Here is a 20,091-nt window from a genome sequence, read left to right as displayed (position 1 = left end):
GTTTCCCATGACCCGAGGTCAGGGCAGGCGCAACCCGGACGTGGCGGAGAACACGTGCAGCTCGTCGGGACGAATCCGCAGGTGCAGCGTGTCACCCATGGCCGGCGGGGTGCGCGGGTCGACCCGGACGACGACGTTGGGGCGGGTGTCGTCGGCGTCGGTCTGGGCGAGCTTGCCGTAGACGAAGGCGTCCGAGCCGAGCTCCTCGACCAGGTCCACCTTGATCGGCAGGGTGCCGTCTTCGCCGTTGGCGACCTCGAGTGCCTCCGGCCGGAAACCGAGGGTCACGGTGTCGCCGTCGGCCGCGGCGATGGTCTCGCGGGTCAGCGGCACGCGCGCGCCACCCACCTCGGCACCGTCGGCCGTGAGCTTCGCGGTGGCGAGGTTCATCGCCGGCGAGCCGATGAACCCGGCGACGAAAGCGTTCGCGGGCCGGTCGTACAGGGCGCGCGGGGTGTCGCACTGCTGCAGCAGGCCGTCCGACAGCACGGCGACGCGGTCACCCATCGTCATGGCCTCGACCTGGTCGTGCGTGACGTACACGGTGGTGACGCCGAGGCGGCGCTGGAGCGCGGCGATCTGCGTACGCGTCGACACACGCAGCTTCGCGTCGAGGTTCGACAGCGGCTCGTCCATGAGGAAGACCTGCGGCTCGCGCACGATCGCGCGGCCCATGGCGACGCGCTGGCGCTGACCACCGGAGAGCGCCTTCGGCTTGCGGTCGAGGTAGTCCACGATGTCGAGCAGCTTCGCGGCCTCGAGGACCTTCTGCTTGATCTCGGACGCGGGGCGGCCGGCGATCTTCAGCGCGAAGCCCATGTTCTGCGCGACCGTCATGTGCGGGTACAGCGCGTAGTTCTGGAACACCATGGCGATGTCCCGCGAGCGCGGCGGCAGCTGCGTGACGTCGCGGTCGCCGATCCAGACGGCGCCGTCGTCGATGTCCTCGAGGCCGGCGAGCATGCGCAGGCTGGTCGACTTGCCGCAGCCGGACGGGCCGACCAGCACCAGGAACTCGCCGTCGGCGATCTCCAGTTCCAGCGCGTCGACCGCGGGCCGCTCCGACCCCGGGTAGCGCCGGGTCGCCTTGTCGTAGGTGATGGAAGCCATCGGTCAGTCCTCTCCGAGATTCCGCCGGACCCCGTACGCCGCTTCGCGGGCTTCGAGGTGGCGCTGCTGGATCCGGTGGCCCTCGGCGCGCTGCGCCTCGGTCGGCTCGTCCAGCTCGAGCCGCGTCTTCTGATTTCCTTGCCAGGACGGGGGTTCCGCACTGGAAGTCAAGGCCCAGGCCGCCTGCCGCGCCGCACCAATGGCGACGTACTCGGCGGCTTCGGGCAGTTGCACGGGCACGCCGAACACCAGCGGCGCGACCGCGCGGACGGCGGCCGACTGCGCGCCCCCGCCGATCAGCAGCACGCGGCGGACGTCGAGGCCGTGCGCGCGCACCGCGTCGAGGCCGGCGGCCAGGCCGCAGAGCATGCCTTCGACGGCACTGCGCGCGAGGTTCTCCGGGGTCATGTTCGCCCGGGTCAGGCCGGCCAGGGAGCCGGTGGCGCCGGGCAGGTTCGGGGTGCGCTCGCCGTCGAGGTAGGGCAGGAAGGTCAGGCCGCCGGCGCCGGGCTCGCCCCGCAGCGCGAGCCGGTCGAACTCGCTCAGCGTCGCGCCGAGCATGGCGGCCGTCGCGGTGAGGACGCGGGCGGCGTTGAGCGTGCAGGCGAGGGGCAGGAACCGGCCGGTGGCGTCGGCGAACCCGGCGACCTCGCCGGACGCGTCGGCCGCGCCGCTTTCGGCGACGCCGAACACCGTGCCGCTGGTGCCGAGCGAGACGACGACGTCGCCCGGCTGCAGTTCGAGCGCGAGCGCGGCGGCCATGTTGTCGCCGGTGCCGGCCGAGACGAGCACGCCATCGGAGGTGTGGCCGGCGGTGTCGGCCGGGCCGAGCACGGCCGGCAGCTCCGGCGTCCGGCCGCCGAAGGCGTGCGCGAGGACGTCGGGGCGGTAGGCGTTGTCGGACGGCGAGAAGTAGCCCGTGCCGGACGCGTCGCCGCGGTCGGTGACCGGGTCGCCGCCGGTGAGCTTCCAGGTCAGCCAGTCGTGCGGGAGCAGCACACGCGCGACGCGGTCGGCGAGTTCGGGTTCGTTGTCGGCCAGCCAGCGCAGCTTCGTGACGGTGAAGCTGGCGACCGGGACCGAGCCGACGGACTTCGCCCAGACCGAGGGCCCGCCGAGCTCGTCGATGAGGTCGAGCGCCGACTGCGCGGAGCGGGTGTCGTTCCACAGCAGCGCGGGCCGGACGACCTCGCCGGCTTCGTCGAGGGTGACCATGCCGTGCTGCTGACCGCCGACGCCGATGGCCCGGACGTCGTCGAGCAGGCCCCGGGTGGCTTCCCGGAACGCGTCCCACCAGGCGGCGGGGTCGACCTCGGTGCCCTCGGGGTGCGGCGCGCGGCCGGTGCGGACGATCTCACCGGTGCGCGCGTCGCACACGACGACCTTGGTCGACTGGGTGGACGAGTCGATGCCGGCGACCAGCTCAGCTGTCATAGGGCTGCCCCTCTGCGACGTGTTCGACGATCTCGATCGTGGTACCGGCGTTGAGCGCGGCCTCGATCTCCTCGGTGGGCGTGGCTTGCCCGGTGATCAGCAGGTCGTAGTCGCCGACGTCGCCGTGCGCGTAGGTGGCGGTGCGGCCGAACTTCGAGTGGTCGACGACGAGGACCGTCTGGTTCGCGACCTTGAGGGCCGCCTTCTTCAGCTCGGCGTAGTCGCGGTCGGGGTGGAAGAGCCGCCCGACGGCGACGGCGGTGACCGAGACGAACGAGACGTCGGCGCGGAGCGAGTCGAGCAGGTTCAGCACCTCGGGGCCGGCGCAGGAGTCGTACTCGTGGGAGTAGCGGCCCCCGGCGAGGACGACCTCGACCCGCGGGCCGAGCAGGCGGGCGGCGTGCAGCGAGTTGGTGACGACGGTGAGGGCGTCGATCTCGGCCAGGCGCTTGACCAGCGGGAGGAGGGTGGTGGAGTCGTCGACGAAGACGGTCTGGCCGGGCTGGACGTGGTTCGCGGCGGCGTCGCCGAGGGCCTCTTTTTCGCCGTGGTGGAGCGTGTCGCGGAAGCGGGCGGCGGTCTCGATGGTGAGGGCCGGGTAGGCCTCGACCTTGCCGCGGAGCTTGCGCAGGAGGCGGCGCTCGGCCAGCTCGTCGAGGTCCCGGTGCATGGTCATCAGGCTGACCTTGAACCGCGCGGTCAGGTCGTCGATCCGCGCTTCGCCCTGTTCGATGACGTGGTCGAGGATGCTCTGCCGCCGCTGCTCAACGACGGCATCCGACGGCCGGGTCCTGGACACACGGCATTCTTACCAGATTTATCGCCCGGAGTTAACAGAGAACTCGATAACTCTTCTCAGGACGTTAGTGAGCGGATCGCGCGGATCGCCTCCGGAATGGCGTGGACCAGCCCCGACGCCGACGTCGGGGCGTTCTGGGCCGCGATCGCCCCCGCCAGCGAGTGCACGTGAGCCGCCGCGGCCGCGGCCAGCCACGGGTCGAGGCCGGCCGCCAGGAGGGCGCCGATCAGGCCCGACAGCACGTCACCCGAGCCCGGGGTCGCCAGCCAGGCACCGTGGGGCTTGTTGACCGCCACCCGGCCGTCCGGGGCCGCGATCACCGTCACGTGCCCCTTCAGCAGCACCACCGCGTCGTACTTCTTCGCCGCTTCGCGCGCCGCCGTCACGCGGTCCGGGCCAGGCTTCCGGCCCATCAGGCGCTCGTACTCGCCCGCGTGCGGGGTCAGGACCAGCGGGGTGTCCGGGTCGCGCGCGTCGAGGACGTCCGGGGACTTCGCGATGATCGTCGTCGCGTCCGCGTCCGCGCAGACCGGCAGGCCGCGGCCGAGGACGTACCGCACCACGTCCTTGCCCTCCGAGCCCGTGCCGATGCCCGGCCCGACTGCCCACGCCTGCACGCGCCCGGCGTCCGCGACCGTGCCCGTCGCGATGACCTCCGGCCACTGCGCCCGGACGACGTCGGCCGCGTGGCCCGCGTACCGCACCATCCCGGCCGTCGCGCGCACCGCCGAACCCGCCGTCAGCACCCCCGCGCCCGGATACGTCGCCGAACCCGCCGCGACGCCGACCACGCCCTGGCTGTACTTGTCGTCCTCCGGTCCCGGCACCGGCCAGGCCGCAGCGACGTCCACGATGTCCAGCCGCTGCAGATCGGGGTCCGCCAGCTCGAGGCCGATGTCGACCAGCACGACCTCGCCGCACCACGACGGCGCCAGCGCGTGCACCGGCTTGAGTGCACCGAACGTCACCGTGCGGGTCGCCTTCACCGCCGGACCGTCGACGGCGCCGGTGTCCGGGTCGACGCCACTGGGCAGGTCGACGGCGACGATCGGTGCTTCGACCAGCTCGACGAGCCGCGCCGCGTCCGGCCGCAAGGATCCGCTGGCTGAGATGCCGACGATGCCGTCCACGACGACGTCAGCCTTCGCGATCCACTGTGGACCATCCTCGGCGGATACCACCCGGCCGCCCGCCCGGCGCAGCGCTGCCAGTCCCTTGGTGTGCGCCTTCTCGGGCTTCAGCAGGATCGCCGTGACGGCGACTCCGCGTCGGCGGAGGAAGGCCCCCGCCCAAAGCGCGTCACCGCCGTTGTCGCCCGAACCGACTAGGAGCACGACGCGACGTCCGGAAACACCGCCTGCGTGGTCCTCGAGAAAGTCAGCGAGCTGCACCGAGAGCCCGAACGACGCCCGGCGCATCAGCTCGCCGTCGGGCGTCACCGCGAACGCCCGCCCCTCCGCCTCGCGAATCCGTTCCGTGGTCCAGATTCCCTGCACGGCGAAGGCCTCCCGCTACTCGACAGTCACGGACTTCGCCAGGTTACGCGGCTTGTCGACGTCGTACCCGCGCGTGCGAGCGATCTCCGCGGCCAGCACCTGCAGCGGCACCGTGGACACCAGCGGCTGCAGCAGCGTCGGCACCGCGGGGACCTCGATCAGCTCGTCCGCGAACGGCCGGACCGTCTCGTCACCCTCTTCGGCGATCACGATCGTGCGGGCGCCGCGCGCCTGGATCTCGCTGATGTTCGACACCAGCTTCGAGTGCAGCACCGCGCGGCCCCTGGGCGACGGCATCACGACGACGACCGGGAGGCCTTCTTCGATCAGCGCGATCGGACCGTGCTTGAGCTCGCCGGCCGCGAAGCCCTCGGCGTGCATGTACGCCAGTTCCTTGAGCTTCAGCGCACCTTCGAGGGCGACCGGGAAGCCGACGTGGCGACCGAGGAACAGCACCGCCTTCGAGTCGGCGATCCGGCGGCCGAGATCCCGCACCTGGTCCACAGTGGACAGTACCTTCTGGACGGCCGCGGGCATGGCCTCCAGCTCGGCGAACTCGCGCGCGACCTCGTCCGGGTACTTGGTCCCGCGGGCCTGCGCCAGCGCCAGGCCGACCAGGTAGTTCGCCGCGATCTGGGCGAGGAACGCCTTGGTCGACGCGACGCCGATCTCGGGCCCGGCGTGGGTGTAGAGGACGGCGTCGGACTCACGCGGGATCTGCGCGCCGTTGGTGTTGCAGACGGCCAGGACGCGCGCCTTCTGCTCACGCGCGTGCCGGACGGCTTCGAGCGTGTCCGCCGTCTCGCCGGACTGGGAGACGGCGACGACCAGCGTCGCGCGGTCGAGGACCGGGTCGCGGTAGCGGAACTCGGACGCCAGCTCGACCTCGACCGGCAGGCGCGTCCAGTGCTCGATGGCGTACTTGGCGACCAGGCCGGAGTGGTAGGCCGACCCGCAGGCGACGACGAAGACCTTGTCGACGTCGCGGAGGTCCTGGTCGGAGATGCGCTGCTCGTCGAGGATGATCCGGCCGTTGTCGAAGTGCCCACGAAGCGTGTTGGCCAGCGCTTCGGGCTGCTCCTCGATCTCCTTGAGCATGAAGTACTCGTGGCCGCCCTTTTCGGCGGCGCTCAGGTCCCAGTCGACGGTGAACGGCTTCGCCTGGGCGGCGTCGCCGTGGAAGTCGGTGACCTCGTAGCCCTCGCGGGTGATGACGACGAGCTGGTCCTGGCCGAGCTCGACGGCCTCGCGGGTGTGCTCGATGAAGGCGGCGACGTCGGAAGCGACGAAGTGCTCGCCCTCCCCGACCCCGACGACCAGCGGCGACGACCGGCGCGCGGCGACGATGGTGTCCGGCTCGTCGGCGTGGGTCACGACCAGGGTGAACGCGCCTTCGAGCCGACGGCAGACGGCGGCGACGCTGGCGGCGAGGTCACCCTTCGTCTCACCCTCGGTGTAGCAGCGGGCGACGAGGTGGGCGGCGGTCTCGCTGTCGGTGTCGCTGGCCATCTCGATGCCACTGGCCTCGAGCTCGGCGCGGAGGGCGGCGAAGTTCTCGATGATGCCGTTGTGCACGACGGCGACGCGCTGGGAGGCGTCGCGGTGCGGGTGCGAGTTGCGGTCGATCGGCGCGCCGTGGGTGGCCCAGCGGGTGTGGCCCATGCCGGCGGTGCCGCCGAAGCTGTCCCGGCCGACCTTGTCGAGCTCGGCTTCCAGGTTGGCGAGCCGGCCCGCCTTGCGCTCGACGGTCAGCGTCCCGGCACCGTCGAGGACCGCGACCCCGGCCGAGTCGTACCCGCGGTACTCCATGCGCCGGAGCCCGCCGAGGACGACGTCCAGAGCCGGGCGGTGCCCGACATATCCCACGATTCCACACACGCGCACCAGCCTAACGAGGGATGTTCAGCGGGTTGACGGGGTCCGAGAACCCGCCTTGACCTGCGGAGATCCGGGGCGAGATGGTCCGGACCAATGCGCCCTGGTGCGCACGTGGGTGAGGGCCCGGGACCCACCGCGCCGAGAAGACCGGCGGCCGGACACGAACCGACTGTCCAGGTGCGCGAGCCGACCGCGCCCACCTCACCGGATGGCATGAAAGAGTCGTTCACCTCGCCAGGCGGCATGAAAGAGTCGTTCATGGCCTCGGTGGCGAGCCGGCGAACGGGCCCGCGGGGCAGCCTCGGGCACCCACGCGGGCGGCGCGCCGGGCGGCGGGCGAGCCGCCGCTCCCTCCGCACAGTAGGGTTCCGGCCATGGCCAGCAAGCCCAAGCAGCTGCTCGCGGAGCTGACGCACCCGGGTCCGCACGAGGTCCTCCGGGGCAACCTCGCCCTGGTCGGGCTGCCCGGCGTGGTGTTCACGCCGCGCGCCGGGCTCGGGTTGCCGGCCGTGGCCTTCGGGCACGGGTGGCTGCAGCCGCCCGATCGGTACCGGCAGCTGCTGCACCACCTCGCCAGCTGGGGCATCGTCGTCGCCGCGCCCGCTACCCAGCGGGGTCCGCTGCCGTCGCACCGGTTGCTCGCCGCCGACCTGCTGACCACCCTCGACGTCGTCACCACCGTGCGGCTCGGGCCGGACGGCATCAGCGTCGACCCGGCCAAGCTCGGGCTCGCCGGGCACTCGACCGGCGGTGGCTCCGCCGTCCTCGCCGCGGCTCAGGACGCGCACGCCGACAACCCGCGGATCAAAGCCGTCGCGACGATCACCGCCGCCCAGACGCTCCCGCCGGCCACCGAGTCGGCGAAGGCCATCACCGTTCCCGGCCTGCACCTCGCCGCCGAAGAGGACCTCGTCGCCCCGAAGGTCGGGCACGCCGAGGCGATCACCGACAACTGGGGCGGTGAAGACGTCCAGCTGCGCACCCTCGGCAAGTCGACCCACCTGGGCGTCACCGAAGGCCGGCACTGGTCGCAGCTGATCATGCACGGCAAGCCGCACCGCAAGACGCAGAAGGTGACGCGCGCGCTGTTCACGGCGTTCTTCCTGACGCACCTGACGGGCACGGACAAGTACCGGCCCCTGCTGGAAGCCGACGTCAAGCTCGCCCCCATCGAGCGCGAAGAAGAACCCGCGCACTGACGCGAAAAGGGCCCGGCCGAAGCCGGGCCCTTCCGAAGAACCTCAGACCAGCCAGCTCGTGCTGGAGAAGTCGTCCTCGTCCTCCACCGGACGCGCGTGCCGGCCCCGCTTCGGCGGTTCCGGCGCCGGCGGGGGCGCGGGAGGTTCCGTCTGAGGCGCCACCGCCGCGGGCATCGGGGTCCCGTAGCTCGGCGTCGGGTAGGGCGTGCGGCCGGTGTCCGCTTCCTCGTCCTCGGCGCCGAACTGCATCAAGGACTCGCGGCCCTTGTCGGCCAGCGTCTTCTCCGTCGCCCAGCCGCCCGCGCTCTGCTTGCGCTTGTTGAGCTCATCCATGTGCTCGGCGTACTTCTGCGCGGCGGCCAGCTCGTTCTTCAGCCCGTCACGGGCTTGCGTCTCGGCCTCCGCGACGCGGCGTTCGCGCAGCCCCCGCTGCTCGTCCTGCTCGCGCGCCGCGGCGTCCATCGTCGAGATCGCCGTGCGATAGCGGTCTTCGGCGCTGCTCATCGGCCCTCCTCAGCCCTGGTCACCGGTCGTACCGGATCGAACGGTCGCCCTCGTCGTCCAGCGAGCCGCTGATCCGGCCCTTGGCGCCGCTCGTTTCGAAGACGCCGCCCTCGATGCGGTACTGGCTGGGCCCGCGCTGCTGGTCACCGCCGCCACCGCCACCGGGCGCGCCACCCATGCCGCCCATCATGCCGCCCATGCCACCCATGCCGCTCATCCCGCCGCCCGAGCTCGCGGCGGCCTGGTGCGCGCCCGCGTCGACCGGGGTCGCGCCGAGACCGCCACCGTCGGCGGACGGCAGGGACGTGTCGCTGCCGGTCTGCGCGCCCGGGTCGAGCGACACCGCGCCGGCGAAGTCGGCCGTTCCGGCGCCCGTGACGGCGGACCCGAAGTCGCTGGCCCCCGCGGTGGACGTCGAGTCGCCGCCGCCACCGCCGGCCACGCCGGAGTCCCCGCCGCCGACACCCGCGTCGGCCATCGCCATCGCGGGCTCCGCGCCGACACTGCCGCCCCCACCGCCGCCGAAGTCGCCGGAGAAGTCCTGGCCGCCCGGGGTGCTGAACCCGCCCCCGCCCGAACCGGCCGCCGCGCCCTGCGTGAAGGCCGGGTCGGGGTTGGCCGGTGCCGGGTCCTTCGTCAGCGGCGACTCGGCGTCCTTGTCGTGCTGGATCGCGGAGCTGCTGGCGTCGGTCGACGCGGGGTCGGTCTTGAGGTCGCTCGCCTTGGGGTCGTCCTTCTCGTCGAGCGTGTACGTCGTCGGCTCGCCCTTGCCGTCGTCGACGGTCACGATCGTCGGGCCGTCCGGCCCCTCCGGCCGCTCGGCCGTGATCTCGAGGTTGCCGTCCTTGATGTGGATCTTGCCGTCGGGACCCGGCTTGTAGCTGCCGTCGGCCGAGGGCTGGCCGTCCTTGACCGCCCCCTGCTGCTGCGAACCCTGCGGGCCGAAGCTGCCGTCGTCGGCCTTGGCGCCGTCCTTGCCGTCCTTGCCGGCTTCGGCCTTGTCGTCGTCACCCCAGTCGAGGTGGTAGTCCTTCTTGTTGCCGTGGCCGTCGTCCACGGAGATGTCCTGCTTGCCCTCCTTGTCGGGCTCGGACATCTCGATCGTGTTGTCGCCCTTCTTGACCGAGACCGTGTCGGTGTCGTCGGTGTCCTTGATGGCTTCACCGGTGGTCGGGTCGATCGGGTACGGCTTGCCGGTGGCCGGGTCGACCTCGAGGGGCTGGCCGGTGATCGGGTTCTTCCCGTCCTCGGGCTTCGCCGGGTCCTCGGTCGCGGGCGGCTCGGCCGCGGACGGCGTCGTGGCGCCACCGCCGGTGCCCCCACCGGTCCCGCCGCCGGTTCCGCCACCCGTGCCGCCTCCGGTGCCGCCCCCGGTGTCCCCGCCCTTGTCGCCGCCCTTGTCGTTGCCGTCGCCCTTGTCGGCGCCGCCACCGGTGTCCTTGGCCTCGGTGAGCTGGTTGCGGTAGCCGTCCATGAACCGCTCGAGCGCGCCGAACTGCTGGTCGATCGTGTCCTTGGCGGACTTGCACGAGCCGTTGAAGGCGTTGATCAGGCCCTGGTACTCGGTCGCGAACGCGCCGTCGCGCCAGTAGCGGCAGACGTTGCGGCCGTACTCCTTGTTCTCGTCGTTGAAGCCGCAGTCGTCGTTCTGCAGCCGCTCGGCGAGGTCCGTCTGGTTGCCGTTCTTCGCGTTGACGGCGTCGACCCAGCCGGCGACCTTCATGAAGTCGTCGAACTCCTCGGTCTCGCCGTTGGCGATCTTGAGGACGTCCTTGGCCATGTTGATGTCGGCCTGGGCGATCGTCGTGCGGTGCAGCTGGAGAACCTCGTCGACCTTCTTCTTGACGGCGTCGTAGACGTGCGTCACGGTCTGCGGGATCAGCTTCGCGGCACCGTCGATCTGCTGCGAAAGCTCCTTGGCGTGCGGCTTGATCGCCTCGTCGTACTTGATCTCCGCCGCGTTCGCGCCCTTGCCCTTCCACTCCCCGAAGAGGGTCTGGAGCTCGGTGTCGCTCTTCGACAGCGAATCCTCGACGACCTTGTGCGCCTTGGAAAGGTCGTCGGCCTCGGTGAGGAACTTCTGGAACTGGATGCCGCGGTTCTCGTGGAACTTGTCCTTGAGGTCCTTCTGCGAGTCGATGTGGCCGGACCCGCCCTTGATCTTGTTCCAGATCTCGTCGGTCCACTGCACCAGGAAGTCGACCGTGACGTTGCCCTGGTCGAGCATTTCGTCGGAGGTCTTCGCGCCGGCCCCCAGCGTCGGCGTGCCGATTCCGTCGAGGTTCTTCTTCGCCGTGTTCTTGCGGTCGGTCTGGGCCTGCTGTTCCTTGCCCTTGGCCTGCGACTCCTGCTTCGCCCGGGCGACGATCTCGTCGGTGTCGTCGTTTTCGAAGACCCGGTAGTCGCCGCCGTCGTCGGAGTAGTTCTCGATGTACTCCTTGGCGTACTTCTCTTCTTCTTCGTTGAAGTTGAAGGTGTTGCGGTCGTACTCCTCCATGAGCTCCGTCTTCGTCTCCATGGAGACGTTCGGGTCATCGAGGATCTTCTTGACTTCCGCCCAGTCGGCCATTACTTGCTCCCCGCCGCGTTCGCCTGCGCACCGGCGTTCGATTCCTGCGCGGTGTACTTGGAGCCCGCCGTCCCGATGCCGCTGCCGAGGTTCATCAGCGCGTTCGACAGCCCGGTCATGCCCGCGCCGATCTCGTCGATCCCGGACTTGTACTTGCTGTAGCCGTCACCGTGGACACGGCCGAAGTCCGCCTGCGCGATTTCGGTCGGCGCGACCTTCTTGGCCTCGTTGGCCGGGTCGTCCGCGACGTCGTTGAGGCGGACCTGCGCCCGCGTCATCGCCTCAGAACTCGCTTCGTAACCGTCTGGCATGGTCGGCTTGCCCCCTTCGATCCACAGCCCCTGTTCCGGGTGTCAAGACTGTGACGCACCCGGACGCCGATCGGTGCCGTCGCAGATGCACACAGAGTCTAGCGTTCGGCCGACCGGCCGACCTGGGCTTTGCCCAAGTGCACTCACCCGGTGGGGTGCTGTGCGGCCCGTGCTTCGGAAATGACTTCGGCGACGCCGCGGACGTCCACGAGCCGGTCGAGCTCGTCCAGATCGACGGACACGCCGTAGCGCACCTCGACCCGCGCGAGCAGCTGAATGCGCTGCCGGGACGTCATGCCGATGTCGTCGAACGGCGTCGTGTCGGTCAGCCGCTCGAGCGGGAGCTGCAGCGCGGTGCAGACGATCTTCCGGATCTCGTCGACGGGGGCCGGGTCAGTCATGGCGCCCATTCTCGCCCCACCAGCGGTCGCGGGCCGCGGCGCGGGACACCTTGCCACTGGAGGTCCGCGGCACCGCGCCCGGCGGGACCAGCCACAGGGCGCGCAGCGGGAGGTCGTGGCCCGCGGACACGGCTCGCCGCACGGCTGTCTCGACGCCGTCGTGGCCGGTGCAGCCGACGACCACGGCGAGGCCCTCGCCGCGGCTGTCCCGCACGGCGAACGCGGCGACGCGGCCGGCCCGGACGCTCGGGTGCGCGGCTTCGACCGTGGCTTCGATGTCCTGCGGGTAGTGGTTGCGGCCGTCGACGATGATCAGGTCCTTCAGCCGCCCGGTGACGTACAGCTCGCCGTCGTGGACGAAGCCGAGGTCGCCGGTGCGGAGCCAGCCGTCCCCGGTGAAGGTTTCGCCGAGGTCCGGGTGGCCCCAGTAGCCGTCCGCGACGTTGGGGCCGGACACCCAGATCTCTTTGTCGACAATTCGGATCCGCTGGCCGTACGGCCGGCCCACCGAGACCAGCTCGCCGCCGTCGAACGTCGTGACCGTCGGACCTTCGTCGCCCGCGCTCGCGACGAACACCGTCGCCTCGGCCAGGCCGTAGCACGGCTTGTGCGCCGCGCGCGGCAGCCCGAACGGTGCGAAGGCGCGGTCGAAGGCCTCGACGCTGGCCGCGCGGATCGGCTCACTGCCGTTCAGCACGGAGTTGACGTGCGACAGGTCGACGTCTTCCAGGTCCCCCGCGGCCTCGGTGACCAGGTCGAAGGCGAAGTTCGGCGCGGCGGTGATCGCGCCGGGGTGCTCGGCGAGCAGCCGGATCCAGCGCAGCGGGTCGCGCACGAACTCCATCGGCGTGAAGAACACCGAGTGCGCGTCCAGGAAGACGGGCACCCCGATGAGCAGGATCAGCCCCATGTCGTGGAAGAACGGCACCCAGCCGACGAGCCGGCTCGACGCGTCCGCGTGGTAGGGCCGGGTGCTCTGCCAGCAGGCGGCCACGAGCGCCCGGTGCGAGATCACGGCGCCGGCCGGGCGGCGCGTCGAGCCCGACGTGTACTGCAGGTACGCCGGGTCGGTCATCGCCACCTCGGCGGGCGGCTCGGCGTCGTCGGGCGCGATGTCCTCGATCGCGAGCAGGACGTCCGGCGGCGCCGGGACCTTCTCCAGGAGGTCCGCCGAGGTCAGGCAGGCCGCCGGGGTGGCGTCCGCGAAGGCCGACTCGATCCGGGCGCGGCCGGTCCGGCCGGTCGGCACGGACAGCGGCACCGCGACGCGGCCCGCGTAGAGCGTGCCGAGGAAGGCGACGATGTACCCGAGGTCCTGGCGGGCGACGATCGCCACGCGGTCGCCCGGCCGGGTGAAGCGCCGCAGCTCGCGGGCGACACCGCGGACGCGGTCGAGCACCTCGGGCCAGCTCAGGGTGTGGTCGGCGGGACCCGGGAAGGTGCGGCACGTGAACGCGGGGCGGTCTTCGGCGGCGTTGCGGAGCAGGTAGTTCGTGAACGGGGTGGTCAGGACCTCTTCCGGGACAGCTGCGGGCGGCACGGGCTCATCCTGCCCTACCGTGAGCAGGCGATGGACGAGTTCGAACGGCACGGGATCGGCGTGGTCTCCGGCCGCGACGCGTGCGTACACGCCTTGCGCTCCCCCGACCTGACGTCGGATCCCGGTGGCGGCTCGCCCAGCGTGCTGCTGCGCGACGGCGACGGCCACACGCGGGTGCGCGGCGTGCTGCGGGAGATCATCGCCGGGCTGGAGCCGCTCCCGGACTCCGTGCGCGCGTCGATCGAAGCCGTCGTGGGCGGGCTGGGGACGTCGTTCGACCTCGTGCGCGACTTCGCGCGGCCGGTCGCGGGCACGGTGACGTCGGCGGTGCTGGGCGTGCCCCTCGACGACGTCTTCCTGGACCACCTGGAGAAGACGACGGCGAACCTCGACGTCTTCGGCGGCACCGACCGCACCGGGCAGGCGTCGGCGTTCCGGCTCGCGGTGCAGCTGAGCCGGACCCCGGCCGGGCCGGGCGGCTTGACGACGTTGCGGGAGGCCCACGCGGCGGGCCGGCTCGACGACGACGAGCTGATGCTGAACCCGGTGGTGCTGGCGCACGCGGCCTACGAGAACTCGCTGAACTTCCTGGCGAGCGCCGGGCTGGAGCTGGCTTCGTCGCTCACGCCGAAAAGTGTGCGCGAGCTGGTGACGTCGGTCTGCCCGGCCCGGTACGTCTTGCGCTTCGGCCCGGAGGGCGCGGTGGCGATCTCGCTGACCGACGGTCTCCCGTTCGGCCTGGGCCGGCACGCGTGCCCGGGCTCGGGAGTCGCACTGGCCGAAGGCGAGATCGCGCTCACGGCACTGGCGAAAGTCCTGAGCGGCGGGTGCCGGGTGGGCGAAGTGAAATGGAAGGCCCACCCGGTGTTCCACGGCCTGGCCCAGGCCGTGGTCACCCTCGCGTCAGGAAACGGCTGAGACGACGCCCGCCAGGCGGTCGGCCGCGGCCTGAGCCGTGGCCTGGGCCGGTGCCTCCACCATCACGCGGACCAGCTGCTCGGTGCCGGACGGGCGCAGCAGCACCCGGCCTTCCTCGCCCAGCTCGGCCTCGACCTCGCCGACGGCGTCGCGGACCTCGCTGGAGTCCGCCACCGCCGCCTTGTCCGCGACCGGGACGTTCACCAGGACCTGCGGCAGCCGGTTCATCACGGCCGCCAGGTCCTCGAGGGACTTGCCCGTCTCGGCCATGCGGCACATCAGGCGCAGCGCCGTGAGCAGGCCGTCGCCGGTGGTGGCGTGCGCCGGCAGCACGACGTGACCGGACTGCTCGCCGCCGAGGGCGAAACCGCTCGCGCGCAGCTCCTCGAGGACGTACCGGTCGCCCACCGCCGTCGTGACGACGGCGATGCCGTGGGCCTTCATGGCCAGGTGCAGGCCGAGGTTGCTCATCACGGTCGCGACCAGCGTGTCCTTGACCAGCTCGCCGGACTCGGCGAACGCGAGCGCCAGCACCGCCATGATCTGGTCGCCGTCCACCAGCTCGCCGGCGGAGTCGACGGCCACGCAGCGGTCGGCGTCGCCGTCGTGGGCGATGCCCAGGTCGGCGCCGTGCGCGACGACCGCCTCGCGCAGCTTGTCGGGGTGGTTCGAGCCGCAGTGCTCGTTGATGTTGACGCCGTCCGGCTCCGCGTACAGCGCGACGACCTCGGCGCCGGCGCGGCGGTAGACCTCGGGGGCGGCGGCCGACGACGCGCCGTTCGCGCAGTCGACGACGACCTTCAGCCCGGCGAGCGAGTGCGGCGTCGCGCCGAGCAGGTGCGTGGCGTAGCGGTCGAGGGCGTCGTCGACGTCGTGGACGCGGCCCACGCCGGCGCCGGTCGGGCGGACCTTGCCGGCCGCGAGGCCGGCTTCGATCTCGTCCTCGATGCCGTCGGGGAGCTTGTGCCCGCCCGAGGCGAAGAGCTTGATGCCGTTGTCGGGCATCGGGTTGTGCGACGCGGAGATCATCACGCCGAGGTCGGCCTCGAGCGAGCCGACCAGGTAGGCGACGGCCGGCGTCGGCAGCACGCCGACGCGGAGCACGTCGGCCCCCGCGGAGGTCAGGCCCGCCACGACGGCGGCCTCGAGCATCTCACCGCTGGCGCGCGGATCGCGGCCGACGACTGCGACCGGCCGGTGCGAGCGGTCGTGCGCGGCGAGCACGCGGGCGGCGCTGGCCGCCACCGCCAGTGCCAGCTCGGGCGTCAGCTCGGCGTTGGCCAGACCACGTACCCCGTCGGTACCGAACAGGCGTGCCATCGATCGACCTCCTCAGTGCGGTTACGACAGCGGCGGTTACGACAGCGCAACCAACCACGACAACGTAGCGACCCTCGCGGGCCGCGCTACCCCTGGATGTCGCTCCGGACCCCGGAAACGACACAGTGCTCGTGCGTCACCGATCCGGCCACAGTCACGGCCGAACCGTAAAAACGCCGAAGCGCCCATCCGATGGACGGATGGGCGCTCCGGTGGGTTGCGCCAGAGGCGCGATCAGCGCTTGCTGTACTGCGGGGCCTTACGGGCCTTCTTGAGGCCGTACTTCTTCCGCTCCGTGGCGCGCGCGTCACGGGTGAGGAAGCCGGCCTTCTTGAGGGCCGGGCGGTCGTCGGCGTCGACCTCGATGAGCGCACGGGCGATCGCCAGGCGCAGCGCGCCGGCCTGACCCGAAACGCCGCCACCGTGCAGGTTGGCGAAGATGTCGAACGCGTCCGGCTTCTCGACCAGGACCAGCGGGTCCTTGATGAGCTGCTGGTGCACCTTGTTCGGGAAGTACTCCTCGAGGGTGCGGCCGTTGAGCTTGAACTCACCGGTGCCCGGGACGACACGCACGCGGACGACGGCTTCCTTGCGGCGGCCGACGGTCTGCGCGTTGCCGCCGGCGGCACGCGACGGGCGCGGCGCGGTGGCCGACTCGCTCGTGGCGACCGGGGTCTCGCTGGTCGCAACCGGGGTCTCGCTGGTGGCGACCGGCGTTTCGGTCGTCTCCGCCGGGGTCTCGGTCGTCTCGGCCGGGGTCTCCTCGGCGGCGACGGCGGGGGGCTCGCTGGTCTCGACGGCGCCGGTCTCGGTCGCCTCGGTCGTGACCTCGGCGGTCTCGGGCTCGGTGCTGCTCACAGACTGTTCCTCACTCACTGCGCGACCTGCGCGATCTTGGTGATCTCGCGCACCTGCGGCTGCTGCGCGGTGTGCGGGTGCTGCGGGCCGGCGTAGACCTTCAGCTTCTTCGCCTGGGCGCGGCCGAGCTTGTTCTTCGGCAGCATGCCCTTGACGACCTTCTCGAGAAGGTGTTCGGGCTTCGTGTCGAGCAGCTCGCCGAACGAGCGCTTCCGCAGACCGCCCGGGTAACCGCTGTGCCGGTACGCGAACTTCTGCTCGCGCTTGTTTCCGGTGAGCGCGACCTTCTCGGCGTTGACGATGATGACGAAGTCACCGGTGTCCACGTGCGGGGCGAAGGTCGGCTTGTGCTTGCCGCGCAGCAGCGTGGCGACCTCGGTCGCGAGCCGGCCGAGCACGACATCCTCGGCGTCGATCACGTGCCAGGCACGAGTGACGTCGCCGGGCTTGGGGCTGTACGTGGGCAAGGGTCTACCTCGTCGTCAACATTGCGTGTGGGTTCTGTGCGGGCCTAGCGCGCTGATGCGCCGCAACGCACAACGACATATGAAGATACCCCCACGTCCACCGCGACCACGCATCGGGGGTGGGTCCAGGGGCCGGAACAGTCCCGGCCCGCGGTGACTGTACCCGGTTTTCCCGCCGAAGTGCCTGCACTCGCCGCCCCGACACGCGAGGATGAGACGATCCGGGCGACCGATCTTGGCGGCCCAGTCGAGCAGGGGACGGCGATGAGCAAACGACCGACGGCGATCTTCGTCCTGGCTGCCGTCCTGGCACTGGTCAGCGCGTGCGGCACGGCCAAGGCCGGGACCGCGCTGCCCAAGGGCGACGACGCGGCGGACTACGTCGGCGGCAAGTTCGAGCAGGTCATCGGCAAGCTCGGCGATGCCATCACCGACACGCGCGACGTCACCAACTCGCTGGACGCGTACTTCAAGTTCGACGACAAGTGGGTCCACAGCACCGTGACGTCGGCCCGCACCGGCAGCCCGGAGAACCGGGCGGTGCGGCACCGGTCGCAGAAGAACCCCGACGAGATCATCGACACGTACACGCCGGCCACCGGCGCGGTCGAGTACACCTACCTCGGCCCGATGTACGTCCAGAAGGGCGTCTCGCCGACGGCGTGGGTGTCGATGCCGAAGCCGGAGGCCGGCCTGATCCTGCCGTGCGCCTGGGGCGGGGTGCTGACCCCGTGCCGGATGGCGGACTCGACCGTGGACGCCTACAAGGCCGACAAGCGCGCGGTCCGCGGGGCCAAGAGCCTCGGCGACGGGAAGACCGCGCTGACGGTCAACGTGCCGTTCGAGATCTTCGTCAAGAACCGGGTCGAGATCCTGCCGCAGAGCATCGTCGACCAGGTCGGGCCCGAGCTGAAGAAGGCCGCGGTGCCGACCACGATCACGCTGAACCCGGACGGCAGCCTGGCCTCGTTCGTGATGGACGCCAAGTTCTCCGGCGACGGCCACCAGCTCGAGCTCAAGTACGACTTCCGGTTCACCGGCAAGGCCAGCCTGCAGGACATGCCGAAGCTGCCGGACGCGTCGCAGATCACAGTGCTGCCCGACCGGGCGGCGATGGACGACTTCTACCGCCGGCTCGGCGAAGCGCAGGGCAGCTGAACCGTGGCCACGACCCGAGGTGAGCTCCGATGACCCAGCCGCCCGACCCGCAGCAGCAGCCGCAGTGGTGGCAGCCGCCGGCGAACCCGCCCGGCGCCCCGACCGGGTGGCAACCGGACCAGCAGGCGACCGGCCCGCACGCCGGGCAGTGGCAGCAGAACGCCGAACCGGGTGCGGTCTCCGGGGCCTACACCGGCCAGTGGAACCCGGGGCCGCCGCCCGGCACGAGCGGGTCGTTCTCGGGGCCGTGGCAGCCGGGGCAGCCGAATCCGGGCCCGTGGCAGCCGCCGTCCCAGCCGACGCCGCAGCAGCCGGGTACGCCCGGTGGTGGCTGGCCGGCGCAGCCTCCCCAGCACCAGCAGTACGGCGGCGGGTTCCAGCCGACGCAGTACGGCGGTCTCGGCGCGTTCGCCGCCGAGCCCGGGAAGAAGCCGAAGTCGAAGAAGCCGTTGCTGATCGCCGGCGCCGTCGTCCTGGTGCTCGTCGTCGGCGGCGGGGCCGCGTGGCTCCTGGGCGCGTTCCGCGGGAACGTGCTCGAGCAACAGTCCCTTGAGGACGGTGTGGTCAAGGTCCTCAACGAGAACTACGGCGAGCCGGACGTGAAGAACGCGCAGTGCCCGTCGAACGAAGCCGCCGAGAACGGCACGACGTTCGACTGCACGGTGAAGATCGGCGAGCAGGACAAGAAGGTGACCGTGCGGGTGCTCAACGACCGGCCCGAGTACGAGGTCGGCGCGCCGCACTGAGTTTTTCCTTACGCTCCAAACGAAAACGGCGGGCCCCGCACCGGAGTGCGGGCCCGCCGTGGTTCCCGGGGCTAGCGGATCAGAACAGGCCTTCGACGGCGTTGTCCGTCGCCTGGTAGCCGTTGGCGATCTCCGGCAGGGCGGCGGCGATCTGCGCCAGAACCTGCTTGAGGTCCTCGAACTTGGCGTCCCAGGTGCGCTGGGCCTGGTCGTACTGCTCCTTCGCCGAACCGGTCCAGGTGGTGACCAGCGGCTTGAGGTCGTCCTTCAGGCGGTCGAACGCCTGCTGAAGCTCGCCACCGGTGGAGTTGCAGTCGTCCGCGGCCAGCTGGATCGTGGCGTAATTGACGACAATGCCGGCGTCACTGGGCATGGTGCGCTCCTTCTGTGCTGAGAAAGTTTGAGTGAGTGGAAGAAAAGGTCAGGATGGCGATCAGCCGAGCGCGTCGAAGCCCTTGTTGACGGCGGCCAGGATCTCCTGCTGCTGCTGCTCGGACTTCTCGTACTTCGAACCGGCTTCGCGAAGCAGGTCACCGATGCGCTGCAGCGCCTGGTTCATCTGGCGAGCGTCGTCGTCGAAGCGGCGCATGACGTTGTCGAACGCCTTCTGCGCCATACCCTGCCAGCCGGCGCGGGTGGCTTCGATGCGGTCGCGCAGCTGCACGAGGTTGTGGTCCATGCCGGCGCGCACCTCGGTGACACGCTCCTCGGCCTGGGTGAACTGCTCGACTGTTCCCTGGAATCCCTGTCCGGCGGACATACCGGTGACCCCCTTCTGAAGAGTGGTGGTTGGCCGTACCAAGCTTGTTCGTTCGTACGGCCCTACGACGCAGACATTGCCACGTCCGGTTCCCCCGTGTCGTGCTTTGCCGGCAAGTAGTTGCTTGCGTGAACGCTCGCGCCGGGAACCGATCGCCGCGCGTATTCCGAAAGTGCCCCGAGACGGCGACGCGTCACCCGAAAAAGTGTTCTCCACCAGCGTGGTTAGCACACGCACAGCGATCACCGACCGGAACTCAGCTGTCGCGTTTCATGATTCGCATCTGGGAAAAGTCTTCATCCTCGTCACCCGTTCGAGGGGCACGAGCGGAGGATTGCGAACGCGAAGGAACCGAATCGGCCGGATCCGGAACCGCCGGGACCGGCAAACCGCGCGCACGGCGGAACCGTTCGGCGGCGGCGCGCAGCGTGCCGGGGGTCGGGTCGCCGGACTTCGCGCCGCGGCCGCTGCGCTTCAGCAGTTCGACGTTTTCGCTGTGGTGGCGCCGGCTGCGCGCTTTCGCGTTCCCGGCGACGCGCCGGGCGTGCGTCACCGCGTCTTCACCGGCGCGCCGGAAGGCCGACGCGGCGCTTTCGAACTCTTCGGACGGCACCGCGTGCCCT

At 71.1% G+C, this 20,091-nt stretch carries 20 protein-coding genes; 4 read left to right on the top strand and 16 right to left on the bottom strand.

Features of this window, described 5'->3' with window-relative positions; genetic code table 11:
* Nucleotides 1–18: 18 nt before the first annotated feature.
* From ugpC to glmS, 5 genes are read right to left on the bottom strand one after another with little or no spacing between them, the layout of a single operon-like run.
* Nucleotides 19–1,110, bottom strand: coding sequence for a sn-glycerol-3-phosphate ABC transporter ATP-binding protein UgpC (ugpC, locus tag AB0C38_RS21530; protein ID WP_360675900.1), 1,092 nt, complete (start codon nucleotides 1,108–1,110; stop codon nucleotides 19–21).
* Between the two features lie 3 nt (nucleotides 1,111–1,113).
* Nucleotides 1,114–2,544, bottom strand: a complete 1,431-nt coding sequence (gene xylB, locus AB0C38_RS21525) for a xylulokinase (protein WP_360675897.1) — start codon at nucleotides 2,542–2,544, stop codon at nucleotides 1,114–1,116.
* Nucleotides 2,534–3,343, bottom strand: coding sequence for a DeoR/GlpR family DNA-binding transcription regulator (locus AB0C38_RS21520; RefSeq protein WP_360675894.1), 810 nt, complete (start codon nucleotides 3,341–3,343; stop codon nucleotides 2,534–2,536). Before AB0C38_RS21520 ends, xylB begins: the two co-directional genes overlap by 11 nt.
* Nucleotides 3,344–3,399: 56 nt before the next feature.
* Nucleotides 3,400–4,839: an NAD(P)H-hydrate dehydratase gene (locus AB0C38_RS21515; protein ID WP_360675891.1), complete on the bottom strand. Its 1,440-nt coding sequence runs from the start codon at nucleotides 4,837–4,839 to the stop codon at nucleotides 3,400–3,402.
* A 15-nt stretch (nucleotides 4,840–4,854) separates the two neighbouring features.
* On the bottom strand, nucleotides 4,855–6,717 hold the full coding sequence (gene glmS, locus AB0C38_RS21510) for a glutamine--fructose-6-phosphate transaminase (isomerizing) (RefSeq protein ID WP_360675888.1): 1,863 nt from the start codon (nucleotides 6,715–6,717) through the stop codon (nucleotides 4,855–4,857).
* Nucleotides 6,718–7,091: 374 nt separating this feature from the next.
* Between glmS and AB0C38_RS21505 the strand changes: the two genes are divergently transcribed.
* A complete protein-coding gene (locus AB0C38_RS21505) occupies nucleotides 7,092–7,916 on the top strand; it encodes an alpha/beta hydrolase (RefSeq protein ID WP_360675885.1) in 825 nt (274 codons plus the stop codon).
* Nucleotides 7,917–7,958: 42 nt separating this feature from the next.
* Here the strand turns inward: AB0C38_RS21505 and AB0C38_RS21500 are convergent, their stop codons facing one another.
* The 5 genes from AB0C38_RS21500 to AB0C38_RS21480 form a co-directional block, all read right to left on the bottom strand.
* On the bottom strand, nucleotides 7,959–8,420 hold the full coding sequence (locus AB0C38_RS21500; RefSeq protein WP_360675883.1) for a hypothetical protein: 462 nt from the start codon (nucleotides 8,418–8,420) through the stop codon (nucleotides 7,959–7,961).
* A gap of 19 nt (nucleotides 8,421–8,439) precedes the next feature.
* Nucleotides 8,440–10,989 (bottom strand): WXG100 family type VII secretion target, encoded by a 2,550-nt coding sequence (locus AB0C38_RS21495; protein WP_360675881.1) that lies wholly within the window; start codon nucleotides 10,987–10,989, stop codon nucleotides 8,440–8,442.
* A complete protein-coding gene (locus AB0C38_RS21490; protein ID WP_360675879.1) occupies nucleotides 10,989–11,267 on the bottom strand; it encodes a hypothetical protein in 279 nt (92 codons plus the stop codon). Before AB0C38_RS21490 ends, AB0C38_RS21495 begins: the two co-directional genes overlap by 1 nt.
* Nucleotides 11,268–11,443: 176 nt before the next feature.
* On the bottom strand, nucleotides 11,444–11,701 hold the full coding sequence (locus AB0C38_RS21485; protein WP_360675877.1) for an acyl carrier protein: 258 nt from the start codon (nucleotides 11,699–11,701) through the stop codon (nucleotides 11,444–11,446).
* The gene (locus tag AB0C38_RS21480) at nucleotides 11,694–13,241 is read right to left on the bottom strand and encodes a fatty acyl-AMP ligase (protein ID WP_360675875.1); all 1,548 of its coding nucleotides are present in this window, start codon (nucleotides 13,239–13,241) and stop codon (nucleotides 11,694–11,696) included. The genes AB0C38_RS21485 and AB0C38_RS21480 overlap by 8 nt, the downstream gene beginning before the upstream one ends.
* A 30-nt stretch (nucleotides 13,242–13,271) precedes the next feature.
* Between AB0C38_RS21480 and AB0C38_RS21475 the strand changes: the two genes are divergently transcribed.
* Complete coding sequence (locus AB0C38_RS21475) at nucleotides 13,272–14,159, top strand: cytochrome P450 (RefSeq protein WP_360675872.1); 888 nt, start codon at nucleotides 13,272–13,274, stop codon at nucleotides 14,157–14,159.
* Here the strand turns inward: AB0C38_RS21475 and glmM are convergent.
* The 3 genes from glmM to rplM form a co-directional block, all read right to left on the bottom strand.
* A complete protein-coding gene (gene glmM, locus AB0C38_RS21470; RefSeq protein WP_360675869.1) occupies nucleotides 14,145–15,479 on the bottom strand; it encodes a phosphoglucosamine mutase in 1,335 nt (444 codons plus the stop codon). The two genes, AB0C38_RS21475 and glmM, sit on opposite strands and share 15 nt — an antisense overlap.
* Before the next feature lie 234 nt (nucleotides 15,480–15,713).
* Nucleotides 15,714–16,337 carry a 30S ribosomal protein S9 gene (gene rpsI / locus AB0C38_RS21465; RefSeq protein WP_360675867.1) on the bottom strand — a complete coding sequence of 208 codons (624 nt, stop codon included), beginning with the start codon at nucleotides 16,335–16,337 and terminating at the stop codon, nucleotides 15,714–15,716.
* A gap of 14 nt (nucleotides 16,338–16,351) precedes the next feature.
* A complete protein-coding gene (gene rplM / locus AB0C38_RS21460) occupies nucleotides 16,352–16,804 on the bottom strand; it encodes a 50S ribosomal protein L13 (protein WP_360675864.1) in 453 nt (150 codons plus the stop codon).
* 264 nt (nucleotides 16,805–17,068) lie between these two features.
* Between rplM and AB0C38_RS21455 the strand changes: the two genes are divergently transcribed.
* Nucleotides 17,069–17,962 carry a hypothetical protein gene (locus tag AB0C38_RS21455; protein ID WP_360675862.1) on the top strand — a complete coding sequence of 298 codons (894 nt, stop codon included), beginning with the start codon at nucleotides 17,069–17,071 and terminating at the stop codon, nucleotides 17,960–17,962.
* A 29-nt stretch (nucleotides 17,963–17,991) separates the two neighbouring features.
* On the top strand, nucleotides 17,992–18,708 hold the full coding sequence (locus AB0C38_RS21450; protein ID WP_360675859.1) for a DUF4333 domain-containing protein: 717 nt from the start codon (nucleotides 17,992–17,994) through the stop codon (nucleotides 18,706–18,708).
* Nucleotides 18,709–18,787: 79 nt separating this feature from the next.
* On the opposite strand, the gene AB0C38_RS21445 is transcribed toward AB0C38_RS21450, so the two are convergent.
* The 3 genes from AB0C38_RS21445 to AB0C38_RS21435 all read right to left on the bottom strand — a co-directional run bounded on the left by AB0C38_RS21445 (nucleotide 18,788) and on the right by AB0C38_RS21435 (nucleotide 20,081).
* Nucleotides 18,788–19,081 carry a WXG100 family type VII secretion target gene (locus AB0C38_RS21445; RefSeq protein ID WP_360675857.1) on the bottom strand — a complete coding sequence of 98 codons (294 nt, stop codon included), beginning with the start codon at nucleotides 19,079–19,081 and terminating at the stop codon, nucleotides 18,788–18,790.
* Between the two features lie 60 nt (nucleotides 19,082–19,141).
* Entirely contained in the window at nucleotides 19,142–19,468 is a 327-nt protein-coding gene (locus AB0C38_RS21440; RefSeq protein WP_360675854.1) for a WXG100 family type VII secretion target, read from the bottom strand.
* A 256-nt stretch (nucleotides 19,469–19,724) separates the two neighbouring features.
* A complete protein-coding gene (locus AB0C38_RS21435) occupies nucleotides 19,725–20,081 on the bottom strand; it encodes a hypothetical protein (protein ID WP_360675852.1) in 357 nt (118 codons plus the stop codon).
* Nucleotides 20,082–20,091: the final 10 nt, after the last annotated feature.

It is taken from the genome of Amycolatopsis sp. NPDC048633 (assembly GCF_040650695.1).
GTDB lineage: Bacteria > Actinomycetota > Actinomycetes > Mycobacteriales > Pseudonocardiaceae > Amycolatopsis.
Note: the sequence above shows the minus strand (reverse complement) of the source record. Positions and strands in the feature narration are given on the sequence as shown.

Excerpts from the sequence above, each read along its gene's own strand:
- ugpC (WP_360675900.1), bottom strand. The coding sequence starts at position 1,110 with ATGGCTTCCATCACCTACGACAAGGCGACCCGGCGCTACCCGGGGTCG.
- xylB (WP_360675897.1), bottom strand. The coding sequence starts at position 2,544 with ATGACAGCTGAGCTGGTCGCCGGCATCGACTCGTCCACCCAGTCGACC.
- AB0C38_RS21505 (WP_360675885.1), top strand. The coding sequence starts at position 7,092 with ATGGCCAGCAAGCCCAAGCAGCTGCTCGCGGAGCTGACGCACCCGGGT.
- AB0C38_RS21500 (WP_360675883.1), bottom strand. The coding sequence starts at position 8,420 with ATGAGCAGCGCCGAAGACCGCTATCGCACGGCGATCTCGACGATGGAC.
- AB0C38_RS21495 (WP_360675881.1), bottom strand. The coding sequence starts at position 10,989 with ATGGCCGACTGGGCGGAAGTCAAGAAGATCCTCGATGACCCGAACGTC.
- AB0C38_RS21490 (WP_360675879.1), bottom strand. The coding sequence starts at position 11,267 with ATGACGCGGGCGCAGGTCCGCCTCAACGACGTCGCGGACGACCCGGCC.
- AB0C38_RS21485 (WP_360675877.1), bottom strand. The coding sequence starts at position 11,701 with ATGACTGACCCGGCCCCCGTCGACGAGATCCGGAAGATCGTCTGCACC.
- AB0C38_RS21475 (WP_360675872.1), top strand. The coding sequence starts at position 13,272 with ATGGACGAGTTCGAACGGCACGGGATCGGCGTGGTCTCCGGCCGCGAC.
- glmM (WP_360675869.1), bottom strand. The coding sequence starts at position 15,479 with ATGGCACGCCTGTTCGGTACCGACGGGGTACGTGGTCTGGCCAACGCC.
- AB0C38_RS21455 (WP_360675862.1), top strand. The coding sequence starts at position 17,069 with ATGAGCAAACGACCGACGGCGATCTTCGTCCTGGCTGCCGTCCTGGCA.
- AB0C38_RS21450 (WP_360675859.1), top strand. The coding sequence starts at position 17,992 with ATGACCCAGCCGCCCGACCCGCAGCAGCAGCCGCAGTGGTGGCAGCCG.
- AB0C38_RS21445 (WP_360675857.1), bottom strand. The coding sequence starts at position 19,081 with ATGCCCAGTGACGCCGGCATTGTCGTCAATTACGCCACGATCCAGCTG.
- AB0C38_RS21440 (WP_360675854.1), bottom strand. The coding sequence starts at position 19,468 with ATGTCCGCCGGACAGGGATTCCAGGGAACAGTCGAGCAGTTCACCCAG.